Source organism: Streptomyces dioscori (genome assembly GCF_003024195.1).
GTDB lineage: Bacteria > Actinomycetota > Actinomycetes > Streptomycetales > Streptomycetaceae > Streptomyces > Streptomyces dioscori.
The window spans coordinates 176,054-199,677 of sequence record NZ_KZ679053.1; the positions used below are offsets into that span (position 1 = coordinate 176,054).

The window sequence follows — 23,624 nt, forward strand, 5'->3', positions numbered from 1 at the left end:
GAGTGACACTCTCTTCAGGACACCGTGTAGCCGCCGTCGACGACCAGGGTGTCGCCGGTGTGGTAGGCCGAGGCGTCGGACGCGAGGTAGACAGCCAGGCCGGCGAAGTCCTCGCTCCTGCCCCAGCGGCGGATCGGCACGCGCTTGAGGATCGTTTCCTGTACGTGCGGCTGGTCGAAGCTGCCTGTGGTCATCTCGGTGCGGATCCAGCCGGGGATGATCGTGTTGGCGCGAATACCGTGGCGCCCGAACTCGACGGCGAGCCCCCGGGTGACTGATACGAGTGCGCCCTTCGCCGCGGCGTACGACTGCAGCGTGGGTGCACCGCGGATCGCGGAGACACTTGAGATGGTGACCAACGACCCTCCGGGGTCGCCGGCGTCGGCTCGCGCGACCATGTGGCGCGCCGCCTCCCGCAGGGTCCACAGGGCGCCGTCGAGGTCGATGGCCAGGACACGGTGCAGTTCGGACGCACCGAGATCCAGGAACTTGGTGCGTCCACCGACGCCCGCGTTCGCGAACACCGCGTCGATGCGACCGAGGTGCTGCACGGTGTCCTCGACGGCGGACCCCACGGCGTCGGCGTCGCTGACGTCGACCACCGCCGCATGCACCTGGGTGCCGTGCTGCGTCAGTCTTTCGGCGGCTTTCTCCAGTTTCGTACCGTCTCGACCCCAGATGGCGACGGCGGCACCGGCGCGAGCCAGCCCCTCGGCCATGCCGAGGCCGATACCGCCGTTCCCTCCCGTCACCAGCGCCACCTTGCCGGTCAGGTCGAACGGGGCATGCACCGCTGCGCCTCCGCTCTCATTCATAGGGCCGAGGTTCGCTGTTTTCGTCGGTCCGGTCGAGCGAGGTGTTCAGCGGAGTGGACCGATGATCGCGCCGGCCGGGCTGAGTTGTGACTACCTTCCTCTCCATGCCCGTGGCCGTGCGCGATCAGGTCGAGGGTGTCCCGGCTGAGTCCCGACGAGCGGCGCGAGGCCGTCCTGAGCAGAGTGGAGGAGTTGGGTGACGACCCCACCGACGATGCCTGAACACACCGGGCCTGTGCCGCGAGCGCATCTGGTCACCGGTGTCGAGGAGTTCATCGCCGAGCACGTCCTGCCCGTGGACGACGAGCACGACGGCGATGTCGAGGCAGCCGGCGGTGAGTCGCTGCGCATCCGGCTGCAGGCCGGTGCCCGTGAACGGGGCCTGCTGTCCCCGCACGGCCCGACCGACCTCGGCGGCCTCGGCCTCGGCATGGTCGACCGTGTACCCGTCTTCGAAGCCGCGGGCCGTTCACTGTTCGGAGCGATGGCGTTGAACATCAACGCCCCCGACGAGGGCAATATCCATCTCCTCGACCACGTGGCGACGGCTGTGCAGCGTGAGCAGTACCTTCGTCCGCTCGTGCGGGGTGAGGTGCGGAGCGCGTTTGCGATGACCGAGCCGGCGCCCGGTGCGGGCTCGGATCCTTCGCTGCTCACCACGACCGCCACGCGCGTCTCGGGGGGCTGGTCGATCAATGGACGCAAGTGGTTCATCACGGGTGCGGACGGAGCAGGGTTCTTCATCGTCATGGCCCGCACCAGTGGTGAGCCGGGTGAAGCTGGCGGGGCCACGATGCTGCTCGCGCCTGCGGATCGCGACGGGATCAGAGTCGTCCGACATATCGGGACCATGGACCGTTCCATGCTCGGCGGTCATTGCGAAGTCACGTTCACCGACGTCTTCGTCCCGGACGCCGACGTCCTGGGCGCGGTCGACGAAGGTTTCCGCTACGCGCAGGTTCGGCTGGGGCCCGCGCGGATGACCCACGTCATGAGGTGGACCGGTGCCGCGCAGCGAGCCCACGATGTCGCCATCGAGCATGTCGCGGCGAGACGCGCCTTCGACGGGCGACTCGCGGACCTGGGGATGGTCCAGCAGCAGATCGCGGACAGCGAGATCGACCTCGCCGCCACGCGTGCCCTACTCCTCGAAGCGTGCAGAGAACTGGACGAAGGCGGGCGCGCTTCCGGGAGCACCTCGATCACCAAGACGTTCGCGGCCGAGGCCCTGAACCGGGTTGTCGACCGTGCCGTCCAACTGTGCGGTGCCCTGGGCGTCTCCGACGAGCTGCCGGTGGCCAGGATCGCTCGTGAGCTACGCCCCTTCCGCATCTACGACGGTCCGTCCGAGGTGCACCGATGGGCGATCGCACGCCGCGCCGTCCGACGGGGGGCAGGCTCATGAGCGTTCCTCCGGCGACACTCTCCGCACACCAGCTCGAAGGGGTGGCGGCGGCGCTGACCTCCGCCCTCCACCGGCCGGTCGGTCGACTGGACGCATCGGTCATCACCGGTGGCCGGTCCAACGTCACCTACCGGATCACCGACGGCGTGCACCATTGGGTGCTGCGTACACCGCCGAGAGCCGGCCGTACGCCCTCGGCGCACGACATCGGGCGGGAACACCGGGTGACGACAGCGCTTCGGGGCTCCCGCGTCCCGGTGGCCGAAGCGGTGCTCCTCCACGCCGACGAGCAACTGCTCGGCGGGCCCTTCGCGGTGAGTACGTTTGTCGACGGCCGGGTGGTTCGGACCAGGGAGGACCTGGCCGATCTCGGCGACTGCGAAATCGATCAGATCGTGGCGAGCATGCTCGGTGCGCTGATCGCCCTTCACCGGTTCGACTACGTCTCGGCCGGACTCGCGGACTTCGGGCGCCCTGAGGGCTATGCGGCCCGTCAGCTGAGGCGCTGGGCCAAGCAATGGAACCTGACGGGGAACCCGGCGCTCCAGCCGCTCGCCGACGAGGTCGTCCTCAGTCTCAGCCGCAGGGTGCCGGGACAGCCGGCCAGCGCCGTCGTGCACGGTGACTACCGCATCGACAACACGATCCTTGACACGGCTGAAGTGAGAGCGGTGGTCGACTGGGAGCTCTCGACCATCGGGGACCCGGTGGCCGACATGGCCATGATGTGCGCCTACCGGGATCCGGCCTTCGACCTCATCATGGGATTCCCCAGCGCCTGGACCAGCGATCGGCTTCCGTCCCCCGACCGCCTGGCCGCGATGTACGTTGAAGCCGGCGGCTGTGAACTCGCGCACTGGGACTTCCACCTGGCCCTGGCCAACTTCAAGATCGCGGCGATCGCAGCCGGCATCGACCACCGCAGACGATCCGGCGCCGACAGCGGCCCCGGCTTCGACACGGCTGCTGACGCCGTACCGCGATACCTGGAGCTCGCCCGAGAGGCCCTGCCGAGAGCCGCCCGCTGACCCCTGTGAGGAGTGCACTCCATGTCCGTCCCGGAACTGTTCCGCCTCGAAGACAAGGTCGCACTGGTCACCGGCGCGTCAAGCGGGCTGGGGGTCGCTTTCGCCCAGGGGCTCGCCGAGGCAGGAGCGCACGTCGTGCTGGCGGCCCGCCGTGCCGAGGGACTTCGAAAGACGGCTGACCTGGTCGAGGGTGCGGGGAGGCGAGCCCTGACCGTCCTGACCGACGTCTCGGACCCCGCGGCGTGCGAACAGCTCACGGCCAGAGCGCTGGCGGAGTTCGGACGGGTCGACATCTTGGTCAACAACGCCGGCGTAGGCACTGCAGTACCGGCTCTGCGGGAGACCCCGGACCAGTTCCGCTCGGTCCTCGACGTCAACCTCAACGGCTGTTACTGGATGGCCCAGGCCTGTGCACGGGTGATGGAGTCAGGCTCAAGCATCATCAACATCTCCTCGATCCTCGGGCTCACCACAGCCGGCTTGCCACAAGCCGCGTACAGCGCGTCGAAGGCCGGGCTCATCGGTCTGACGCGCGATCTCGCACAGCAGTGGACCGGCCGTAAGGGGATCAGGGTCAACGCCCTGGCTCCGGGCTTCTTCAGCTCGGAGATGACGGACCAGTACCCGCCTGGCTACCTGGAAGGGCAACTGTCACGCATCCCCGCCGGACGAATGGGCCACCCGCGCGAGCTCGCCGCCACGGTGGTCTTCCTGGCCTCCCGGGCGGCCGGCTACATCACTGGCCAGACCTTGCCCGTGGACGGCGGCATCACGATCACGTGAGTGCGGGAGCGCTCCGCAGGCTGCTGTCGAGACCGCATCCGAACCAGCAGCGGCCAGAGCGGCGCTCAACTTGATCTTCCGGGGGCTCGCCGTGCGGATGGGGGGAGAAGGATCCATCGGCTCTCTGGCGGCAGCGTTGAGACGCGCGGGTTCAGCAGAGCGGAACCGGAGCAGCTCGAATTCCTGAGTCCGCTGTTAGCGTCCTGCCATGTCTTCGACTGACGCCGCTCTCTTGGTTCTCCGAGGAGCGGTCGGCGCGGTGTTCTTGGCCCACGGGTTGAACCACCTCTTGGGCGGGGGGAGATTGCGCGGCACGGCTGGATGGTTCGAAAGTCTCGGCATGCGCCCCGGCTACGCGCACGCCGTTGTCGCCAGCACCGTCGAGGTGGCATCGGGCACGCTCCTCGTGCTCGGCCTGTGCACACCGGTTGCCGCCGCGGGTGTTGTCGGCACGATGGTTGTCGCGTGGGTGATCAACCATGCCAGGAACGGGTTCTTCATCTTCCGGCCCGGCGAGGGTTACGAGTACGTGATGGTGCTCGTGGCAACGGGACTGTGCCTCGCGGGAACCGGGCCGGGGCGGTTCTCGCTCGACCGGCTGATCGGAATCGGTCAGCCGGGGTGGGTGGGGTTCGTGATCGGCCTGGCGGGGGCGTTCGGGGCCGCCCTTCTTCTGGCGCTCTGCTGGCGACCAAGCGAGCCTGGGTAGTCGCAGCCGGCAGCCGGACCACCCGTTCTCGCGGCACGGCGACAGCGGTCGCCCTGGTCCCTGGTCCCTGCTGCGTCGGCAGCTGCGTGCCCGGACAGCGATGGGACCCGGTTCGGACAGGCGCCGCCCGTTGCCGGCACACGACAGCACCCGCAATGCGTAGGCATGTAGGTAGGACCACTGATGCGCCGAGGCCATGCCGGCCTGAAGGTGTTGAGTACTTGGAAGTGGAAGGAGGGGTTGTCGTCATGTACGCAGCGACGGAAAACCTCATGCCTCCTGCCGTGGACGCGGCCGCGGCGCACCGGTCCGGTCCGGCGGTGCCGAGAACGACGAAGACTTCGGACGCGACAGCGTTCCCACCCTCTCCTCAGTCACGGGTCGATGACCTCACCTGGCTTCTGACGCACTGCCCGCAGGCACCCTGCTCGGCCCGGAGGATCACCGCCGCGGTCCTGGCGGAATGGCACCTCGGTTTGGGAACGGCCGAGGCGGCACTCCTGGTGGTCTCCGAGCTGGTCACGAATGCGGTGGAGCATGCACAGCCGCCCGTGACGCTGCATCTACATCTTGAGCGGGCCGGAAGCTGTATCTGGGTGGGCGTGAGTGATGGCGGCCCTGCCAAGAACAAGGGGCTCTGGACCTCGTCCTGCGCCGACGACGAGCACGGCCGAGGCCTGGAGGTCGTCAACGCCCTGGCCACCGCTCACGGCACGCGCTCGCACTCGGGTGGCATCACGCACTGGGCACGGCTGCTGACCACCGGCGTGTGAGGACTGACTGGAGCCGAGGCCGAGACCCGGTGGGGGACAGGCGCCGGTCCGCGGACGTCGCCGCCCGGCCGGTGCGGTGTGCTGGACACAGGCCTATGACAAGTCGTGGATAGCATCTCAGATATGAGATTGTCCCGTACCGACGGCCCACCCGACGCGGACCTGGTGCACGCCGCACAGGCAGGGGATGTGAGCGCCCTCGGCACTCTCCTGGCACGCCACCGCCCGATGCTCCTGTCGGCCGCCATCGGCTTGCTCGGCTACGGGCCCGACGCCGAGGACGCCGTGCAGGAAGCGAGCATGATCGCCCTGCGCCGCATCGGCGGTCTGCGCGATCCCGAAGCAGTGAGTTCCTGGCTGCGCGCGGTGGTCCGCAACGTGTGCCGCATGCACTACCGGGCGCCCGTCCACCTGTCGATGGACGACGGGCTCGCTGCGTCGCTCCGTTCCGCCGAATCGGATCCTCAGGAGCTGCTGGAGGGACAGGCCACGCGGGACTGGGTCTGGCACGCCCTGGAAACGTTGTCATCACCGCTGCGCCTGGTGATGATGCTCCGCTACTTCAGCGGTGTGACGGCCTACCAGGACATCGCCGTGGCGTGCGGGGTGCCGGTCGGGACCGTACGGAGCCGGTTGAGCGAAGCACGCGACAAGCTGACACGAGCCCTCCTCGCGACGGCCGACACCGCGCACGGTGACATCCGGACCGTCACGATGGAACGCGTCCGCCAGGCCGAGGAGCTGCTGGAGGCCGCGCGGCGGGGGGAGTCCCGGTCCGCGCTGGGCGCTACATGGCTGCCCACCGTCGCGCTCTCCGGAGCCGGTGGCCTGCGCGCCGAGGGGTATGACGCGTTGGCCCGCGGGCTCGAACAGGACGTGGCCGACGGTGTGCGGCACCGCCTGACCAACGTCGTCGCCGGGCGCGATCTGGCTGTCTGGGAGTTCACGCTGAAGAGTCCGCCGGAGGACCCCCTCCACTGCCCGCCCGGCGGCGCGTGGGTACTGCATCTGCGATCGGGCTGGGTGGAACGGGCCCGGCTCTTCCACACGCGCCGCGCCGGAGACTCCCGGGACCGGCCCTTGAGGCGTGACCCATGACACAGAGGGATGTCCGAACTTTCGCTCCCTCCTGCGCATCTGAGGGGGGATTACGTATCCGGCAGCCGTGCCGTCCACAAGGATGTCGCTCCGGCTGATCCGGCCCAACCCCTGTGCGGAGATCGAAGACATGCCTACCTACTCCCGGCCGGCCGAGGCGCCCGAGGACCTGCCCGAACTGCTCCGTCCGATGATCGAGAAATACCGCGACGAGGCAGAGGAACTGCGCAGGCTTCCGGACGAACTCCTCGGCCACCTGCGCACCGCCGGGGCGTTTCGTCTCAATGCTCCACGAGAGCTCGGCGGATTCGAGCTGCCGCTGGCCAGGTCCGTGGCCCTGATCGAGAAGCTGGCCCGGATCGACGGCCCGACAGCCTGGATCGTGTGGAACCTGAACGCAGGCTTCGCCGCGGCGTTCCTCGGCGAGACCACCGTGGAGAAGATCTGGGCCGACGATCCGGACCCGATGATCGCGCATTCGAGCCAACCAGGTTTCCTCGTGCCGGACGACGGAGGCTTCCGGCTCTCCGGCGAGTGGAAACTCGTCAGCGGGGTCGACGCGGCGCAGTGGCTGGGACTGCTGGCGGTCATCCTGGAGGACGGACGGCCGCGTATGACCGAGACCGGCCCGGAATGGCGCTTCTGCCTGGTTCCCCGTGACTCGGTGACGGTGCGGGACACCTGGCACGCGACCGGGATGCGGGGCACCAACAGCAACACCGTGGTCGCCCAGAACGTACCGGTGACCGCCGACAGGATGGTCGGACCGGACGCGGTGGCCCGCATCGACCGCCCGCTCTACCGTCTGCCGGTGACCAACCAGATCACCTCGGGAGGCGCGGCGGTGGTGCTGGGCATTGCCCGGGCGGCGATCGACGAGGTGGCGGCAGTGTCGCGTACGAAGACCGGGCCGGACGGCGCCCCGATCGCACAGCAACCACGCATCCAGGCCGCCATCGGTCGAGCCGCCGCCCAGGTCGACGCCGCACGGGCGCTGCTGCTGACCACGCTCGGCGAACTGGACGCCGCCGTGGAGGACGGCCGCGTCGCGACGGAGGCACAGCGCGGTGCCGTGCGGGGCGCTCTGTCCCACGCGGGCGAGACCGCGCGCGCCGTGCTCACCTCCATGTACGAGCTGGGCAGTTCGAGCGCCGTCTACGAGTCGAGCCGGTTGGGCAAGCTGTTCCGCGACGGCCTCGTCGCGGCGCAGCACGCTGTCCTGTCGGCGCCGCAGTACGAGGTGGCCGGCCGCACCGTCATGGGCATTCCCGCCGGCGACCCCACCCTCTGAGCGGACCACCGTCCCGCCGGTCTGGCCTGATGGACCGAGCGAAGCCGGTTGCCGCTCGCGCTTGCCCGCCGCTCGACGAAGACCCTTCTCGACGCGGGGGACGCCTGGCCGGTGACTTCCCCACTCTCACCGGCCGGCAGCAGGCGCTACCGGCCGCAGAGCCGGGCACGGTGCATCCCGTGCCCGGCCGTCCCGTACTGATGCCCGCGTTGTTGCCGACGCTCGGGAGGCGGAGAGCCGGGTACAGGACGGTTGTCGAGGGGCTGGCGGATGCCCAACGGCGGGCTCAGGATTCACCAGTCGTCCGAGGCCAGGCTGCCGCCGTCGGAGAACCCGAACGCGAGGTCCACGACGCATCCACGAAGGTGCAGTGCTTCCCTGAACCAGATGGCCCCTGCCAGAATCCAGCTCAGCTCGTTGAGCAGTCCGCTCGACTCGAAACGTCGAATCAGTATGCCGACTGCTCCGGCGCAGTCACTGGCGGGAGTTCCGTTCGCGCTTCCGCTGTCGAGATCCTCGGCGTAGACCCTGTCGCAGAGTATGTACTGCGTCATCGCGCACGCTGCGGTCTCGACGTCAGCCAGCACGTCGTGCATCACACCGCTCCAGCGAGGCAGGTCACCGCACGCAGGGCAGAACCGCCCCTTCTCCCGCAGGTCGACGTCGTCCCGCCCGAGAGCCGCGTAGACCCGGGTGCACAACTCCTCCTCGACCGTGTCCCACTCTCGGCGGTTCTCCTCAAGCACGGGCCACTTGCGTGCCATCCATTCGTAGGGAACTCCCGCCGCGCGCTCGACGATGTTGTGGCGGCCATTGGTGATGTTCCAGATGACCGTGTTGGACACCGCTTCGGCCCCCGGCCTGTTGGCTCCGGACCGGGCTATGGCCAGCATGGACCTGGACAACGCCCGGTAGGCGTCCTCTGCGTCAGCACTGCCTGGCAGAGCACCTGGGCCGGCTCCCAGCATGAGTCCGTTGTTGACGACTCCCAGTGCCATGTCACTGCGTAGATCGCTGTAGCCGTTGAGTGTCTGCGAGATCGCCAGATCGTCGAACGACCGTTCATCGGCGTCGTACGCGGCGGCAAGATGTGGCAGACACGTGTCAACCGCGAGGATCAACTTCCTTTCCCCGCAGCTCAGTGCTCCGTAATGAGGTATCTCTGCCGGACCGCCGGGACGGCTGCCCGGATACTGTTGGGTGATGTCCAGAAGGGTGTTCCAGACACCGATCAGCGCGACCATCACGGCGGTCTCGCGCAGTGGTTCGACCGATGCCCAACTGCGCAGGTTCTCGCGGATCGACGTGGCGGTTGCCACACCGTCGGTTCCGGCCAGCCTGAGATTGTCGATGTGAATGTCGTCGAGGTAACCGAACACCTCGGTCAACGCGGTCTCGCGGCGGTTCTCGTTGACCAGCCATCTCGCGGCAGGCATCACGGTGACGGCGGGCACCGCGTAGACACGTGATGTCATGGCGCCCTGGAAACCCCACTCCTGGACAGCTCGGGCCCACAGCCCTTGCTCGGTTCGTGGTGGTCGTCCCTTGGCGGCGTTCTGCGCCCTCTCGGGAACCCCCAGAGTCCGGACCGCTCTGATGAGGGGGGAGTCGGCGATCAGATGTCGAAGTTCGTCCCAGTCCCGTACGGGCGCGACGTCCGGATAGTGCGTCTCGGCCCAGGCCCACAGGCAAGTTGAGTCACCGTCGCACCCGCAGGGCCGCAGAGGGCCGGCCTCGGACGCTTCGCCCTCCGTTCCCGGACGGGTCCACAGGACTGAACCCGCCCAGGCCGGACAACGTTGTCCTTCGGCGCTGTCGACCGCGGTGAAACGATCGGTGGGGAGCACGCCCGCAGAGCCCGGCTCGTGCAGGATCGCCCCGAGCAGAGCGTATGCGGCCCGCTCCACCGTGCGGCCCAAACCGTCGCCGCTCAGATCCTCGGATCGGGGCAGGCGCAACTGTCCCGCTACCGCGGCGAGGCACCGCCGCCAATCCTCGGCGGTGGCGACAGTCAGCACGGCGGGCCCTGATTCCAATGGGAGGTCGGAGCCTTCCGGACGTTGCACATCCGGAAGCAGCGCCATCCACGCTTCGGGGGAACGCACGACGCCGGGATAGCGAACGGAGACTCTGGAGGCACGCTCGACCCCGGGGTCGCCCAGAGTCACCAGTGATCGCCGTCGCCCTCTGAACTCCTGAACGGTGTGGACGGCGGCATCAAGTGCAGTGGTCCGTCCGGCGGGCCGCACAGGGCTGGCGGTGATGGCTCGATACTCGGCGATGCTGCGCGGTACGGTTTTGGGCGTGGTGGTCAAGGCTCATCTCTCCATGAGTTGCTCAAAGCGTCACCGAGGGCTGCTCCATCAGCTGTCTTCGGTGCCGGTTGCGTTCGAGGCCGGCTGATTTGCTCAGGGCTGCGAACTGCGGGCCGCCACACGCAGGTGCAGTCCGCGCGGAGTCAGGGAGGCTTTGACGGACGGTTGCAGGGCTTTGTCGGTGACGGGCAGGAGTTGCCACCGGGAGACGACGGTGGCCAGGACCAGCGTCGCCTGCGTCAGTGCGAACCGGTCGCCCATGCATTTGCGGGGGCCGGCGGAGAACGGGATGTAGGTCTCCTGCGCCGGCGGGGAGTCTCGCCAGCGGTCCGGGTCGAACTGATCGGCCTGGTCGTACAGGTCGCTCCGCCGGTGGATCTGGTAAGGGCTGAAGGCGACGATCGTGTCCTTCGGGAGAAGGTATCCGCCCAGGTCGGTGTCCGAGGTCGTGACCCGGGTCAGCATCCAGACCGCCGGATAGAGCCGCAGTGTCTCCTTGACCGCGTTGCCGGTCGTCTCCAGCGCCGGCAGATGCGTGAAGTCCAGCCGGGATCCGTGCCGGGTGCTCTCGACTTCCTGGTATATCCGGCTTTCGACCGCAGGGTTCTGGGACAGCAGGTGCATCGCCCAGGACAGGGTGCCCGCGGTGGTCTCGGTGCCGGCGAGGAGGAACGTGAGGACCTCGTCGACGAGTTCGGTGGATGTCCGTCCCGTCATGCTGTCCGGGTCCGTTGCGCTGCACAGCGCGGACAACAGGTCGCCGTGGTCGGATCCTTCTGCTCGTCGGGCGGCGATGATGTCGCCGACTGTCTCGCGAAGTCGGCGGATGGCGCGGGCGTATGCGCGATTGCCCGTGCTGGGGACCTGGTTGAGCAGCGGCGGCGAGATCATTCGCCGGAAGAACCCCGTCATCAGGGTGAGGAAGTCGTCCGTGATCTGTGATGCCGTGGCACGGGGCAACGAGTTGGTGAACAGCGTCTGCAGGGTGACCTCGACTGTGAGGGCCATCATTTCGCTGGTGATGTCCAGGATCTGACCGTCGTGCCAGGACCGCGTCACCTTGTCGGCCTGTTCGCTCATGACCGCTGCGTAGTCTGCCATCCGCCTCGGCTGGAACGCGGGCTGCGAGAGGCGACGCGCTCGCCGGTGATCGCTGTGCGGGCAGGTGATGAGGCCGTTGCCGAGGGCCTCGCGGCCCCGTTCGAACAATGGCCCGCCCTTGTCGAAGGTGCGGTCGTCGAGGAGCACGCTGCGGATCAGAGCAGGATCGTTCACCACTACGACGTGTTTGGTTCCCATCCGTATGCGTGCCACAGGGCCGTAGTTGTGCAGGTTCGACACAAACGCCAGGGGATCGCGAGCCAAAGGCGCGATGTGCCCAAGTAGCGGAAGGATTCCGGAGGCACGAGGAATCGTTTCTATCGCAGGCATGACGGCCTCTCGTTACGGCATGTTTGATAGGCGTATGGAGAACACAGCCAGGGCGGCCCGCGCCGTCCCCTCATCGCTCTGCCGCCTGGCTCGGCCGACCGGCGGTGTGATGCAAAGCTTTCGCGCACTCGTGCGCGAGGCGCTGTCGCGAGATGAGCGACGGGGCAGTGTCTGAAGCGCTTATGCGCTGACCAGCAGAAGTGTTGGCAAGCCTCCTGCGGAGAGCGCATTCGCCACGGCACCGAATCTAGGCATGCCACTCGCCGAGTGTCAAGACCAAACGTTCTGTCTCGTCTGTTGCTGGCGAAGGAGCAGTGAGAAGGGGAGGGTGGGCGCCCGCCTGCTGGCGCGATGCGGCGGCTCAGCCGACCCGGGGCGGCGCCTCGATGTCGACCCCGCCACCGGCCAGGCCGGCGGTCGCGAGGAGCACGCGCCGCCGGGCGGCCTGCTCGTCGTCGCCGAAGCGGTCGACGGCCCACGAGACGGCGGTGACCAGTTCGAAGATCTCCCCGGCTGCGATGTCTGATCGAGCCGCGCCGATGGCCTGCGCACGTTCGAGCAGCACGTGTGTCTGGGCGATAAGGGTCGCTGTGGAGGGGGCGATCGGAGAGTTCTGATCCATGTGTGCGTCGGCGAGGCAGTACGGGAGGTCATGCCAGATGCGCAGGAGCCACGTCAGATGGACCAGCCACTCGATCAGGGCCTCGCCGGGCTCCCGCGTGCGGGCGAGTCCCTCACCGTCCGTCACGGCCTCCCTGATGCTGGCCTCCATCACCGCAGAGAGCAGGTCCTCTCGCGTCGGGAAGTTCCGGTAGAGCGTCGCGTTACCCACCCCGGCACGCACTGCGATCGCATCCAGGGGCGCGAGCACGCCCTCTTCGGCGAAGACCTCTCGTGCGGCGCTCAGGATCGCGTCTCGGTTGCGCTGCGCGTCAGCTCTCAACCGACGACCAGCGCCGGCCGCCGAATCTGCACCCATGAGACACCCTTCCAAACAAATGGGGACTGTCCCCATATACTCTTGCTGGGGACGCTCCCCACTTAGGACTGGAGTATAGATGCGCACCACATCACTGACAGGACGGACCGTGTTCGTCACCGGGGCCAACGGCGGGCTCGGCCAAGAGCTCGTCGCGGGGGCCCTCTCGCGCGGAGCATCAAAGGTGTACGCCGCCGCACGAACGCCGAAGACGTGGGAGAGCCCCCTCGTTGAGCCCATCCACCTCGACCTGACCAGCGCCGGGACCGTCGCGGCCGCGGCGACACAGGCGGGCGATGTCGACCTCCTGATCAACAACGCCGCTGTCGCGCCGGAGGGCGACAAGATCACCGGATCCATCGAGGACGTCCGCCGCGTCTTCGAGACCAACTTCTTCGGGACCCTGCAGGTCGCCAACGCCTTCGCGCCGATCCTTGCCTCCCGCGGCGGCGGCACGATGCTGAACGTGATCTCGTCCGCGGCCTGGGTCAGCGTTCCCACCGCCTACGGAGCCTCGAAGGCCGCCATGTGGTCAGCTACCAACGGACTTCGCCTGGCGCTGCAGCCCCAAGGCACGCATGTGATCAGCCTGCTGGTGGGCATGATCGACACCCCGATGTCCGCGCGCTGGGACGTCCCCAAAGTCACCGCGGAATCCGTGGCCGATCAGGCCTACGACGGCATCGCCGACGGCGCTCTCGAAGTCCTCGCCGACGACGAAACACGAGGACTCAAGCCCCAGCTCGGTACGCCTGCCGAGGAGTTCTACCCCTGGATCCACGGGCTGCTCGGCTCCTTCGAAGCCTGAAGCCGGCACCTCGGTGGGTCCGTTGCTGGTGCCGGGTCGGTCGAAGTAGGTCAGCTCGTCGGCGGTGCGGCCCTTCAGGGTCCGGCTCAACGTAATGAGCTCGGTCAGCGCCTTCGGGACACCCCCTCCCAGGTCGGTGATCAGTTCTCGGATCCCGATCTCGCATGTGCCGACCGATCGGTCCGGTTGCCTTGAGCAAGTGGCCGACACGGCGACGTGGTAGAACGTTCTGTCTTTACAAGAGGCAAGCCATTCGTTAGCGTTGCCCTAGGCAGAATGATCAGTCTGGCTGAACGGATGCAGTTCGCCGTCCGCCCTCCGGACTGTCCGGCCGCGCACTCCGCGGTTCGCGTCCGGCGGGGCGACCGGGGCCGCACAGCACATGACGGGCGGACCCGGCGGGAGGCAATGGTGTGGCGGCGGCCCGGACTGCGGCGGTTCCACCTGCGCGCCGAGACGCAACGGACCGCACCTGCTGTGACGTTGGAGAAGTCCTGGCCGTCGGCCTCCTGCCGAGGGGCGCTCCGGGTGAGCTGACGACGTAGCCGGTCCGTCGGCGCGCAGTATGTGTCGATGTTCGAGCCCGGTAGCCCGACCTCAACATGAGAAAGGCATGACGTGACGAACATCGTTGACCTGGGAGAGTTCGGTGAGGGGTTCCGAAAGGACCCGCATCCGGTGTACGCGCAATTGCGAGCACGCGGCCCGGTGCACCGGGTGCGGCTGCCTGATCCGGGCCCTCGCCAGGAGGTCTGGTTGATCGTCGGGCATGACCAGGCGCGCGCCGCGCTCGCCGATCCACGACTCGCCAAAGACGAAAGCAAGATCGATTTCATGCCCATGGACGAGGAGTTGATCGGCAAGCATCTGCTGATCGCGGACCCGCCGCAGCACACCCGGCTGCGCAGCCTGATCGCGCGCGCTTTCACGGCGCGCCGTGTCGAGGAACTGAGGCCTCGGATCCAGCAGATCACCGACGACCTCCTGGACGTGATGCTCGCGCAGGGCCGCGCCGACCTCATCGAGTCCTTCGCCTACCCGCTGCCGATCACCGTGATATGCGAGCTGCTCGGCGTCCCTGAGCTGGATCGCACCGAGTTCCGTAAAATTTCCAATGAGGTGGTGGTGCCGTCCGACCCCGAGATCATGCAGGACGCCTTTGCGCGCCTCGCCGGCTACCTGGATGGCCTCATCGAGGACAAGCGGAGCGCCGGGCCTGGCGGCGATCTGCTGAGCGAGTTGATCCGTACCACGGCGGAAGACGGTGATCGGCTCTCGCCGGACGAACTGCGCGGCATGGCATTCGTCCTACTGGTCGCCGGACACGAGACGACAGTCAATCTCATCACCAACGCCGTCCACGCCCTGCTCACCCACCCCGAACAACTGGCCGCCCTGCGCGCCGACATGACACTTCTCCACGGCACCGTCGAGGAGGCCCTCAGGTACGAAGGGCCGGTGGAGACCGCTACGTACCGGTTCGCCGCCGAGCCCCTGGAGATCGCCGGAGTTCCGATCGCGAAGGGCGAGTGGGTGCTGGTCGGACTGGCGGCCGCCGACCGCGACGCAGGCCGCTTCGACGCTCCCGACCGATTCGACATCCGGCGGGACACCCGCGGTCATGTCGCCTTCGGCCACGGCATCCATCATTGCCTCGGCGCGCCCTTGGCCCGCTTGGAAGCTCGCATCGCGCTCCGGTCACTTGTGGAGCGCGCCCCGAACCTCACCCTCGACGGACCGCCGCAGGAGTGGCTCGCGGGTGTGCTGATGCGCGGAGTTCAAAGCCTGCCCGTGCGTTGGTGAATGCCCGCGGGGCCGGACATCCGTGACCGCGAGCCGCGCGTTGACGGTTCCTGTGTGGCGCCGGCCAGGAGGGAACGCAGGTGTTCGGAAGGGCGGCCGCGCTCTTTCGCAGGTGCTGAAGACGCGCGGCTTCCGATTGCGCTGCCCATATGAAGATCCACTACCCAGGAGGACGACCGTGACCCATGGACTTCCCAAGCGCGGGGGACACCGCATCACCGTTGAGCCGAGTGACCGACACGTGCGTGCGGTGAGGGGTGGGCAGGTGCTCGCGGTGAGCGACAAGGCGTTGGTGCTGCGCGAGACAGGCTGTCCCGTCGCGTACTACATACCGTTTCAGGACGTACGCCTCGACCTTCTGACTCCGTCGGAGACCCGCACGAACTGTCCCTTCAAAGGCGACGCCTCGTACTGGTCGCTGCCGGACGCGGCGGACCTGGCCTGGGCGTACCTCGACCCGAAGCCGGACGTGGCCGAGATCAAGGATCATCTCTGCTTCTACGAGGTTGAGGTGTCCTGACGGGCTGGTGTGTGACGGCGGGTGGGTCGTCCGTGGTCCGCTTCGACGGCTCGCAAGTGGATCGTTGCTGACGGACCCGCCGCCCGGTCATGCTCCGCCAACTACTCCAGGATGGCCCCAGCTCTTCCTGTCAGTCAGTGGGTCGGCGGACGGTGGAACCCGGGTGGGTTGCTGCGGGGCAGCACGGCCTCCGACGACGTGAGCGAGGGTTCACTGCGACCGTGGGACCAGATAGAACGGTCTGTCTTGACAGTTGAAGGTGGAGCCGTGATGCTATATCGAGATAGAACGTTCAGTCTCAGCGGGGAGTTCTTCGACTCTCCGCACGTGTGCACCCGCCAGGGACGCCAACGTGGGCATCACCTCCTGAATCCACTCTCCCTGTCGTCACAGCACGGAAGGAACTTCGTGACCACCGTTGACTTGCCTGCCGCTGCCCCACCCGCGGCCGTCGACAGACCTGCGCCTTCTCTGCGCCGGCTGTACACGCTGCGGTTCGCATTCGCCGTCGCTTGGGCGGCCCTGCTGTTCGCCAACAAGTCCCAGCTCGGGGCTCTCGACATCGTCCTGCTCGTCATATACCCCCTGTTCGACGCCGCCGCGGCCGTCATGGACGCCCGCTCGTCCGGTACCGCCGGGCCGATCCGTGGTCTCCGCACGAACATCGCGATCAGCGCTGCCGCAGCTGTCGGCCTGGCCGTCGCCGGCGCTTCCGGAGTTCCGGCGGTCCTGAGCGTGTGGGGTGTCTGGGCGATCGCTTCCGGGGCTGTCCAGTTGCGGGTGGCTCTCGGCCGCCGCAAGCAGCAGATGGGTGGCCAGTTGCCGATGATGCTCAGCGGTGGCATCTCCGCGCTGGCCGGGGCGCAGTTCATCGTGGGGGCTTCCGTCCCGGATCCGAAGCTGACCACCGTGGGCGGCTACGCCATTCTCGGCGGAATCTTCTTCCTCGTGTCGGGGCTGCGCCTTGGCCGTGCCAACCGGGCGGACTGACATGAGCACCACGTCGTACGACGTCGCCCTCCCCACATCAGCCGGCCCGGTACTCCGGGGCCGGGTCACGACCTTGATGGAGAACGTATGAGCGAGCAGCAGTCCGGCGGTACGGAGGGCACGGCGGCCGACAGGTCCGCGCCGGATCTGGAAGAAGGGGATACGCGGCAGGAGGAGGGTGCCACTTCAGCCAAGAAGCGTTGGGCCTCTCGCGGCGGTTCGATCGCGCGGGGGGTGCTGGTCGGGCTGGTGGCCGGCGGCGCGGGCCTCGCAGTGGGCGAACTGATCGCGGTGGCCACCGGGGAAGCGTCTGCGCCGGTAACGGCAGCTGGAAACTGGGCGATCAGCATCACGCCCACCTGGCTTGAGCAGTACGCGATTCGCAACTTCGGCAGCAACGACAAGACCGTGCTGCTGATCGGCGTCTATGTGACGCTGGCGTTGGCGGCGGCCATCGACGGCGTACTTGCCCGCACTCGGCTGACGCTGGCGAGCATTCTGACCGCGGTGGTAGGTGTGGTGGGCGCGATCGCGGCGGTCACGCGACCGGCTGCGGACACGAGTTGGCTGTTTCCCTCGCTGCTCGCCGGACTCGCCGCGGCGTTGGCGCTGCGATGGCTGACGATCTTGTCGCTGAAGGAGTCTCAGTCCTCCGCCGAACTGACCGGGAGGCGCCGCTTCTTGTTCGGCACGCTGGGTACAGGCGCGGGCGCGCTGGTGGCGGGATACGGCGGCAATGCGTGGATCAAGAAGCGCTACAACGTTTCCGATGCGCGCGCGAAGGTGGTACTGCCGACTCCGGCGAAGGTACTGCCCGAACCGCCCGCCGCGGTGCACCCGAACGTGCCCGGGCTCGGGTCTTTCATCACCCCGACCTCCCAGTTCTACCGGGTCGACACAGCGCTCACGCTCCCGCATGTAGACCCGAGGGACTGGAAGCTGAAGATCCACGGCATGGTGGACCGCCCGTTCGAGATCACCTTCGACGAGCTGCTCTCCTACAGGTTCGAAGAACATGACATGACCTTGACCTGCGTCTCGAACGAGGTAGGCGGTCCGTACGTCGGCAACGCGCGCTGGCTCGGCACGCCGTTGGCGCCGCTGTTGCGGCGTGCCGGCATCCATCGCGGGACGGACATGATCTTGTCCACCTCGTCCGACGGAATGACGATCGGCTCGCCGGTCGAAGCGGTGCTCGACGGCAGGCAGGCCATGCTGGCGATCGCGATGAACGGTGAGGCACTGCCGGTCAAGCATGGGTTTCCGTGCAGGATGCTGATCCCCGGTCTGTACGGATACGTGTCCGCCACCAAGTGGTTGACGGATCTGAACCTCACCACGTTCGCCGCCTCCGACGCCTACTGGACGCCGCGCGGCTATTCGCCACAGGCCCCGGTCAAGACCGCGTCCCGGATCGACGTGCCGAAGAGCGGGGCGACGGTACCGGCCGGGCCGGTGGTCCTCGCCGGTACGGCCTGGGCGACCCACCGGGGCATCGCCGCGGTGGAAGTGCAGATCGACAACGGGGCCTGGCGAGAGGCGAAGCTGGCGGCGTCGGACACGCCGGACACCTGGCGGCAATGGTCGTACGAGTGGGCGGACGCGGCCAAGGGCTCGCACAAGGTCAAGGTACGGGCGACCGACGGCACCGGCGCCGTGCAGACCTCGACCGTCCAGGACGTGGTGCCGAACGGCTCCACCGGCTATCACGGCATCACCGTGAGGGTTTCCTGATCGGACACGTGGGCGGTGCGTGACGTCACCGTCGAGGGCTGCCGCCTTCACGGCCGGTTCCCGCCCTTTGTCGTGCCTCAACGTACCTCAACGTGCCTCCGGCGTTTGAAAGTTGAGGGTGGCTTCAGCCTGGTCGGCGGCTCGGCGTACCGAGCTGTTCATTCGAACCAGCGAGATAGAATGTTCGGTCTTGACTCTGGACGAGGGATCACACTAAGTTCAGGTCTGTATCGAGCGATACATATACAAGTCGGCGAGTCGGTTTCGTCATACATGCATCAGTAAGGACGGTCATGCTCCACAGGACTTCACTGCGCACGCTTGGTCTCGGTCTCTCCCTCGCCGCCCTGGCGACGTTCTCGGCAGCGTGCAGCAGCTCCTCCGATGACTCGTCGGCCGATGGCTCGACGACGTCAGCTGCGCCGAAGCCGGCCGGATCAGGTTCGACGGCGGCTTCGGCGGCGCCGGACTCCGCTGACTCAGGATCGAAGTTGGTCCTGAAGACCGCGAAAGGCAGCGCGGGCATCTGGCTTACCGATCCGGCGGGTCGCACGCTGTACCTGAACACCAAGGACAAGAAGACGGCGTCCAATTGCTATGACAAGTGTGCCAAGGAGTGGCCGCCGCTCACGACGACGAAGCCGGTGACAGTGACCGGCAAGTACACCGTGCCGAGCAGCGTGGGCACCATCACCCGGACGGACGGCGCGAAGCAGGTTACCTACGGTGGCCACCCGCTGTACTACTACAAGGGCGACAGCGCCCCTAACGAGATCAAGGGTCAAGGCGTCGACGGCAAGTGGTTCCTCATCGGGCCGATCGCCAACATCATGAACGGCTCCAAGCCGTAACAGCAGTCAGGTGCGGCTGCTGCTGCGCCGCGAGCCCGCCTGTACAGGAACGGCCTTCGTCTGACCCTGAGATTGCGTCGCAGGCGCACTCGGCCGGTACGAAGGCCGTAGTGCTTGCTGTGTTCGGAGGCCGCGGTTCCGGGAGCTTTTCCACCAGGGATTGAGTGGCGCTTCCGACACTCACCCCGGTAACCCCGGCCGAGCCGAGAGGCGGCGCCGAGAGCGGTGATCGCACCGGCGCGGCTCGAACGGCACTACGGCGGTCAGTTCTCCCAGCTGCCCCGAGACGAACCGGCCCGCGGCCACGGTCACGGTACGAGCGATGGCCGTAACTGCGGCCGGCAGGACAGAACGAACCCGCAACGGAGCTCGTCACGTACGAGCTGTCTTGGTCGACTGCTTGTACCGACGAGCTCCGTTGTACTTTCGCCTCGAACCCGCAACGTGCTCGCAGGAACTGCGGAAACGCTGACTTCCCGGCTTAGGTGAAGGCCCGCTGTCTGGTCGCGGAAAATTGCTACCGCCGCCTGCGGGTTCACTTGGCCCGCCGGCAGACTTGCTTGAGTGCCTGTGCCTCACGCACGGGGGCTTGGACAGGTGAGTTTGTGCAAGGCGCTCGATGACCAGGCCGTGAGCGGGTCGAGCTCACAAGTGCCTCGGAGGCCGTGCTGTGTACGTGGTCGGCGCTGCGGCGGTACTGGCTGCCACGACCTGAGGCGCGGCCAGCACGGGGGTAGCCGGCCGCGTACTTCTCTACGCTGAGTCCGGCAGTGGGATCGCGTTGAAGACGTCCTTCGGATCGAAGCGACGTTTCACTGCAAGGAGCCGCGAAGTGTTCGGACCGTACGCGTGGGCGATCTGTGCGGTCTCATCAGGTCCAAGTAGGTTGGGGTATCCACCAGGTAGCGCGTGGGGTCCGAAGGCACTGCTCGCCCTGTCGGCCCAGGCGCGGTGCTCCGCCGCACGGCTGTCGGTGGGATCCCAGAGAGCGATGACCTCGATCATGAGATGCGGGGTGCGGACGCCGAACGCCGTGTCCTCAACGGGGACGCGCGCTGCGGCTCCGTGCAGGCTGTGCACGGATACGGCTGAGTAGGGCGACGTCAGCGTGGAGCCTGCGAGGGTCAGCGCGTCACGGACGCCTGAGGTGAGGGCGGGCACCGAACGTGAACGGATCTCGACGTGCCGTCCGAAGGGGAACAGCGCGTCGATGCCGGCGAGCATCTCGGCGGTGGTGGTGGCAGCGATCTGGGAGACGAGGGGCGTTCCGATCGAGGCGAGCTGCGCCAGCGCGCGTTCCCCAGCGGTGACGTCATCGCCGCTCCATGTCGGCGACAGGAACACCATGGGCTTTCCGCCGGGACCCGGCAGGACGCCGGACTGCACAGTCAGGTCGTCCGGGCTGTCGAGCAGAACGTCCGACAACCCGGTCAGCACGGTCGTGACCTGCTCCCACGGGAACAGCACCATGCCGGACAGCAGAGTGGACACTCGGTGCAGGCGTACACGCATGGAGGTGACGACACCGAAGTTGCCGCCACCGCCGCGCAGGGCCCAGAACAGGTCAGGTTCCCGAGCGGAGTCGACGGTGATGATGGAGCCGTCGGCGAGCACCACGTCCGCGGACAGCAGATTGTCCAGGGCGAGTCCGAAGCGACCACTCAGCGGTCCGTAACCGCCCCCGAGGGTCAGGCCCACCATTCCCACCGCGCCCGCTGAGCCTGTTGCGGCGGTCAGGCCGAAGGGTTGCGCAGCGGCGACGAGATCGGCAGCCGTGGCGCCTCCCGACACGTGCGCCACTTCGGCCACGGAGTCAACCGTGACCGTGCGCATGCCGGAAAGGTCGATGGTCAGGCCGCCGTCGCTCAGCGCCCTGCCGGCCCAGTCGTGTCCGCCACCACGGACCGTCAGAGGAGCGTCGTTCTCCCGCGCGGCCAGTATGGCGGCCCGGACCTCAGCCGGGTCGGCGCACCGGACGATCACTCCAGGGCGGGTGGGAACGGCACCGTTCCAGATGCTTCGTCCGACGTCGTAGGCCGGCCCGGTGGTGAGCACCTCTCCCGCTTGGACGGTCTTTCGTAGCGTGGTGGTGAGGCGGGCGATCTGTGTCGGGGTGGGCGGTGACATAACAAGTTCCCTACGTATCAGTCGAATGGGGCAATTGGCTGTGCTTCATGCAGTGGGTCTCATACAGCGGGCGTGCTGGCGTGTTGGGTGCCATCGGTCTGTTCAACGCCCGTGGGCTGTTCAGCCCACGCACTGTCGAAGTCGGTGCGAAATCGGGACAGGAGGGAGGCCAGTTGGCTGATGTCCTCGTCGCTCCAGTCGGCCAGCCGCGCAGCGAGTTCCGTGGTGCGACGCTCGTTGAGCTCGGCGAACCGGGCGCGGCCGTCGGCGGTAAGACGCAGGATCCGTGAGCGCCGGTCGGCCGGGTCGGGCCTGCGGTCGACCCAGTGCAGCATGGTGAGTTGAGCGACGTAGCGACTGGTGACCGACATGTCGACGCCGAGCAGTTCGGTGAGCCGGCCGATGGTGAGGGCGCCATGGCGGCTGAGCATGATCAGGGCCGTGGCACACCCTGCGGAGCAGCCAGGTGGAATGATCCGGCCGAGTTCGCGTCGTACGCTGCCGATGGCCGCGAGCTGGTGCACCAGCTCTTCATGCAGGGCAGTCGTGGCCACCTGCGTCTCCTTAGCCTCGCTTCGGGTAATTGTTTGGTCGTCAGGCGCATTGGGTGCATGTAAGTGGGCCGGGCAGTTGTCCGTCGCTCGAAACGCGATCGCCGACGCGTCTGTGTCACGCTACCAGAACGTGAGATAGAACGTTCGGTCTTGACTTGTGTCCTGCGGCACCTAAGCTGAGTCCGAGTGTTCGCCCACGACTGGGCTCGAGCCTGGCCCTGTACATGTTGCGTTTCGTCCGTAACGACGCTCTGGCCGTGCTCGGTCCGACCGTCGGACGCCAGTTGGCGACGGCGACCCAGAAAATCCATTCCCGCCTGCGGCGAAAAGCGGGTCAGGCTCCGGCTGTTGCAGCCGGAGGTCTCACATGCGAAGGAGTCTCAACCAATGGAACCTGCTGTTCATCTGAGCGTCGACACCAGCAAGCCCCATCCCGCACGGGTATACGACTGGCTGCTGGGCGGCGAGAACAACTATCCCGTCGACCGGGAGATCGGTGAGGCGCTGCCGATAGAAACGCGAGGCAACGCGGTCCGGAACAGGGCGTTCATGCGCAGGGCAGTTGGCTGGCTGGCGAAGAAGGGTGTCGATCAATTCCTCGACATCGGTTCCGGCATACCTACCGAACCCAACCTGCATCAGATCGTGCAGACGATCGCCCCCGCCGCACGGATCGTCTACGCCGACAGCGACCCGAGCGTCCTGCCACACGCGGAGGCGCTTCTGACCAGCACCCCGCAGGGGCGCACCGACTTCCTGCATGCGGATGTGCGGCAGCCCGCGGTCCTGCTGGAACGCGCCGGCGCACACCTCGACTTCGAACGGCCCGTTGCTCTTTCGCTGCTCGCGCTCCTTCACTTCCTACCCGACGATGAGGACCCGTACAGCATCGTGAACACCCTGGTGAAGGCACTCCCGCCGGGCAGCTTCCTGCTTCTGTCGCACGGGACAACCGATCAGCATCCGGAGTGGAATGGAAAGATCGAAGCCGCGTACGAGCAGGGCTCCATCCCGCTCCGGTTGCGTACTCGCCGTGAGGTCGAGCCGTTCTTCGAGGGTCTCGAACTCGTCGCGCCCGGACTGGTGTACGCCACCGAGTGGTACCAGGAAGGCCCGGCGCCCACCCCGGAGCGAAGTGGCCTCCACGTCGGAGTTGCCAGGATCCCCTGACTGGGCGGCCTGACGCGGCTCACACCCGGTCGACCGCGCACGAGCCGGCAGCAAGCGGTACGTCTCGACCGGTGGGCACGGCAACAGTTCTTGGCGACGACTTCCTCCCAGGCGCGGGTGTCTTGACGGTTGCCCGGCAGAGGCAGGCCCACCACGATCTCCCAGGTGGATGTCGGCGTCGTTGACCTGGCGGGCGGGGGAGTAGCAACGGCAGCAGAGCACCTTCACTCGCGCCAGGTCGGTTCCGATGGCTCCTGGGCGATGTCGCGGAGCCAGATGACCATGGCGGTGACCTCAGTGTGCCGTGGAAGATGTAGTCACGTCCGTCGTAGCAACTGGTGACCGCACGACACTGCTTCCCCTTGCGGACGCACCGTTCGGCGGCGTGACGGCGCCGGTACCGGTACGGATGGGGGTCGAAGGCCGGGTGCCGCCCGCCG

The 23,624-nt window shown here is 67.4% G+C and carries 20 protein-coding genes and 1 pseudogene; 14 read left to right on the forward strand and 7 right to left on the reverse strand.

Features of this window, described 5'->3' with window-relative positions:
- Positions 1-14: 14 nt before the first annotated feature.
- Positions 15-815: an SDR family NAD(P)-dependent oxidoreductase gene (locus C6Y14_RS34050; RefSeq protein ID WP_107020736.1), complete on the reverse strand. Its 801-nt coding sequence runs from the start codon at positions 813-815 to the stop codon at positions 15-17.
- A gap of 214 nt (positions 816-1,029) precedes the next feature.
- On the opposite strand from C6Y14_RS34050, the gene C6Y14_RS34055 reads away from it, so the two are divergent.
- From C6Y14_RS34055 to C6Y14_RS34085, 7 genes are all read left to right on the forward strand, one after another.
- Positions 1,030-2,220 (forward strand): acyl-CoA dehydrogenase family protein, encoded by a 1,191-nt coding sequence (locus C6Y14_RS34055; protein ID WP_107020737.1) that lies wholly within the window; start codon positions 1,030-1,032, stop codon positions 2,218-2,220.
- Positions 2,217-3,248, forward strand: a complete 1,032-nt coding sequence (locus tag C6Y14_RS34060) for a phosphotransferase family protein (RefSeq protein WP_107020805.1) — start codon at positions 2,217-2,219, stop codon at positions 3,246-3,248. The genes C6Y14_RS34055 and C6Y14_RS34060 overlap by 4 nt, the downstream gene beginning before the upstream one ends.
- A 21-nt stretch (positions 3,249-3,269) precedes the next feature.
- The gene (locus tag C6Y14_RS34065) at positions 3,270-4,031 is read left to right on the forward strand and encodes an SDR family NAD(P)-dependent oxidoreductase (RefSeq protein WP_107020738.1); all 762 of its coding nucleotides are present in this window, start codon (positions 3,270-3,272) and stop codon (positions 4,029-4,031) included.
- Between the two features lie 208 nt (positions 4,032-4,239).
- Positions 4,240-4,740 (forward strand): DoxX family protein, encoded by a 501-nt coding sequence (locus C6Y14_RS34070; protein ID WP_107020739.1) that lies wholly within the window; start codon positions 4,240-4,242, stop codon positions 4,738-4,740.
- A 248-nt stretch (positions 4,741-4,988) separates the two neighbouring features.
- The gene (locus C6Y14_RS45295) at positions 4,989-5,513 is read left to right on the forward strand and encodes an ATP-binding protein (RefSeq protein WP_225891411.1); all 525 of its coding nucleotides are present in this window, start codon (positions 4,989-4,991) and stop codon (positions 5,511-5,513) included.
- A 123-nt stretch (positions 5,514-5,636) separates the two neighbouring features.
- Positions 5,637-6,611, forward strand: a complete 975-nt coding sequence (locus C6Y14_RS34080; protein ID WP_107020740.1) for an RNA polymerase sigma factor — start codon at positions 5,637-5,639, stop codon at positions 6,609-6,611.
- A gap of 130 nt (positions 6,612-6,741) precedes the next feature.
- Positions 6,742-7,902 carry an acyl-CoA dehydrogenase family protein gene (locus C6Y14_RS34085; protein ID WP_159074370.1) on the forward strand — a complete coding sequence of 387 codons (1,161 nt, stop codon included), beginning with the start codon at positions 6,742-6,744 and terminating at the stop codon, positions 7,900-7,902.
- A gap of 293 nt (positions 7,903-8,195) precedes the next feature.
- Here the strand turns inward: C6Y14_RS34085 and C6Y14_RS44295 are convergent, their stop codons facing one another.
- From C6Y14_RS44295 to C6Y14_RS34100, 3 genes are all read right to left on the reverse strand, one after another.
- Entirely contained in the window at positions 8,196-10,217 is a 2,022-nt protein-coding gene (locus tag C6Y14_RS44295) for a hypothetical protein (RefSeq protein ID WP_159074371.1), read from the reverse strand.
- Positions 10,218-10,310: 93 nt separating this feature from the next.
- Entirely contained in the window at positions 10,311-11,648 is a 1,338-nt protein-coding gene (locus C6Y14_RS34095) for a cytochrome P450 (RefSeq protein WP_107020743.1), read from the reverse strand.
- A gap of 361 nt (positions 11,649-12,009) precedes the next feature.
- Positions 12,010-12,627 carry a TetR/AcrR family transcriptional regulator gene (locus C6Y14_RS34100; RefSeq protein ID WP_107020744.1) on the reverse strand — a complete coding sequence of 206 codons (618 nt, stop codon included), beginning with the start codon at positions 12,625-12,627 and terminating at the stop codon, positions 12,010-12,012.
- 79 nt (positions 12,628-12,706) lie between these two features.
- Between C6Y14_RS34100 and C6Y14_RS34105 the strand changes: the two genes are divergently transcribed.
- The gene (locus C6Y14_RS34105) at positions 12,707-13,435 is read left to right on the forward strand and encodes an SDR family oxidoreductase (RefSeq protein WP_107020745.1); all 729 of its coding nucleotides are present in this window, start codon (positions 12,707-12,709) and stop codon (positions 13,433-13,435) included.
- 9 nt (positions 13,436-13,444) lie between these two features.
- Here the strand turns inward: C6Y14_RS34105 and C6Y14_RS45940 are convergent.
- A pseudogene (locus tag C6Y14_RS45940) lies at positions 13,445-13,654 on the reverse strand (ISL3 family transposase); the annotation flags it as partial.
- A 399-nt stretch (positions 13,655-14,053) separates the two neighbouring features.
- On the opposite strand from C6Y14_RS45940, the gene C6Y14_RS34110 reads away from it, so the two are divergent.
- The 5 genes from C6Y14_RS34110 (at position 14,054) to C6Y14_RS34130 (ending at position 19,333) form a co-directional block, all read left to right on the forward strand.
- Positions 14,054-15,238, forward strand: coding sequence for a cytochrome P450 family protein (locus C6Y14_RS34110; protein WP_199854961.1), 1,185 nt, complete (start codon positions 14,054-14,056; stop codon positions 15,236-15,238).
- A gap of 178 nt (positions 15,239-15,416) precedes the next feature.
- Complete coding sequence (locus C6Y14_RS34115; protein ID WP_107020746.1) at positions 15,417-15,758, forward strand: DUF427 domain-containing protein; 342 nt, start codon at positions 15,417-15,419, stop codon at positions 15,756-15,758.
- 408 nt (positions 15,759-16,166) lie between these two features.
- Positions 16,167-16,748: a hypothetical protein gene (locus tag C6Y14_RS34120; RefSeq protein ID WP_107020747.1), complete on the forward strand. Its 582-nt coding sequence runs from the start codon at positions 16,167-16,169 to the stop codon at positions 16,746-16,748.
- Positions 16,749-16,835: 87 nt separating this feature from the next.
- Positions 16,836-18,482 carry a molybdopterin-dependent oxidoreductase gene (locus C6Y14_RS34125; RefSeq protein ID WP_107020748.1) on the forward strand — a complete coding sequence of 549 codons (1,647 nt, stop codon included), beginning with the start codon at positions 16,836-16,838 and terminating at the stop codon, positions 18,480-18,482.
- A gap of 293 nt (positions 18,483-18,775) precedes the next feature.
- Positions 18,776-19,333, forward strand: coding sequence for a COG4315 family predicted lipoprotein (locus C6Y14_RS34130; protein ID WP_107020749.1), 558 nt, complete (start codon positions 18,776-18,778; stop codon positions 19,331-19,333).
- A 753-nt stretch (positions 19,334-20,086) separates the two neighbouring features.
- On the opposite strand, the gene C6Y14_RS34140 is transcribed toward C6Y14_RS34130, so the two are convergent.
- A complete protein-coding gene (locus tag C6Y14_RS34140; RefSeq protein ID WP_107020751.1) occupies positions 20,087-21,460 on the reverse strand; it encodes an FAD-binding oxidoreductase in 1,374 nt (457 codons plus the stop codon).
- 59 nt (positions 21,461-21,519) lie between these two features.
- Entirely contained in the window at positions 21,520-22,014 is a 495-nt protein-coding gene (locus C6Y14_RS34145) for a MarR family winged helix-turn-helix transcriptional regulator (RefSeq protein ID WP_107020752.1), read from the reverse strand.
- Positions 22,015-22,401: 387 nt separating this feature from the next.
- Here C6Y14_RS34145 and C6Y14_RS34150 point away from each other — a divergent pair, with 387 nt between their 5' ends.
- On the forward strand, positions 22,402-23,184 hold the full coding sequence (locus C6Y14_RS34150) for an SAM-dependent methyltransferase (protein WP_107020753.1): 783 nt from the start codon (positions 22,402-22,404) through the stop codon (positions 23,182-23,184).
- Positions 23,185-23,624: the final 440 nt, after the last annotated feature.